This is a genomic window from Psychroflexus sp. MES1-P1E, assembly GCF_002836055.1.
Taxonomy (GTDB): Bacteria; Bacteroidota; Bacteroidia; order Flavobacteriales; family Flavobacteriaceae; genus Psychroflexus.
This window is the reverse complement of record NZ_PJBS01000287.1, coordinates 1-1,366: the sequence shown is the minus strand read 5'-3', so window position 1 is coordinate 1,366 and position 1,366 is coordinate 1. Positions and strand designations below refer to the sequence as shown.

Below are 1,366 nucleotides of genomic sequence, written 5' to 3'. Positions count from 1 at the left end.
AATTGATTCTATTTTTCTTACATTTTTGTGCTGAAAAATTGTCCTTAAAAGTGCTTTATCACACAAACCGCATGAATGACCGATTAATTGAATATCAATATCTCGATTTTCTTCTAATAGCCCAAGCACTTTTTGATAACTATTAGTTCTTAAATACTGAAAGGTTTTAAAATGGATCAATAAGTTATTATCAAGCGTTAATTCTAAATTTTTATAATCATCTGAATTTTCATCACCATAGCCAAATATAATTGGGTTATCAGGATCATTTAATTTTCCATGAATATGTATTGGTGGAATTGAGTATATGTTATTATCATCGCTTTCTTTTAGAATTTTATAATAGTGATCTAAAATCTTTGAAGTATAGTTAAAGGTTATAAAATAAATTTTGCTGTAAGTCTTTACGTTTTCATAATCAAATAAGAGCTTATCTATGCTTTTATTAATTACTATATTTTCACTTGATAGCTTTAATTCTACTTGTTCACTTAAATACTTATCTATTAATTTTTTTAAATGCTCGAATTCTTTATTAATTATATTTACTCTATTGGAAAAATCAGATCTAATATTTTTTTCACTTGATGCACTACTTAAATTTTTGAAAACATTTTCTTTTAAAACGTGAAAATATTGTTGTTCTAAATTAGACCAATAGCCTTGTTTATGTTTATCTTTAATGAGAAAATTAAATAAATAAGATGACTTATCTGGCTTTACATTTAATTCAAAATTTAATGTATTTGGAATTTGATTAACGCAAAGCCAAGGATCTAACTCTTCGTTAATAGAATTGAAAAAATATGTATTACTACTATGTTTTTCGCCATTTATGCTTTTTTGATGATAATGACTTTCACTTTTTTTTTCAAATTCAACAACATTATCTTCAAGGTAACTTAAAAATTCTGTGTACCCTGTAGACAAATTATGTGCTCTATCAAAACCATTACCAATTATTACTATTTTACTTTTAGCCATACCTAACTATTCTTACAATTTCAATCTCCTCCTCAGTCAAGTCATACAACTCGTACACCATTTGGTCAATTTCCTTATCGGTTTGGTCGATTTGAGTTTTTAGTTTTGTTGCTTTTTCTTTTTGCTCCTTAAAATACTTCATCCATTCCGCTTCTTCGCCTAAAGATAGTTTTCTGTATTCAGTGTCATTTTTTTTAAAAGATTCTTTCTGTCTTGTCCTGAAATACGGCTACAGGTTAAAATTGATTAGGGCTGTTTTTAAATATACCATATTAGGTGTCTTATGGTCTAAAGATAAATGTAATCTTACTTCATTGTATAAATTAATTGCATTTTTTGCAGCTCTCTCTGCGTGTGCTACGTTTGCAAAGGTTTGGTCTAA

Annotated in this window: 1 protein-coding gene and 1 pseudogene; both read right to left on the bottom strand. The window is 27.2% G+C overall.

Annotation, left to right across the window (positions count from 1 at the left end; translation table 11 throughout):
- A partial coding sequence (locus CXF67_RS09805) for an AbiH family protein (RefSeq protein WP_102088585.1) occupies window positions 1-984 on the bottom strand: 984 nt, incomplete at its 3' end.
- Window positions 977-1,156, bottom strand: a pseudogene (locus CXF67_RS09800) (hypothetical protein); the annotation flags it as partial. The pseudogene CXF67_RS09800 and the gene CXF67_RS09805, both read right to left, overlap by 8 nt.
- Window positions 1,157-1,366 lie beyond the last annotated feature (210 nt).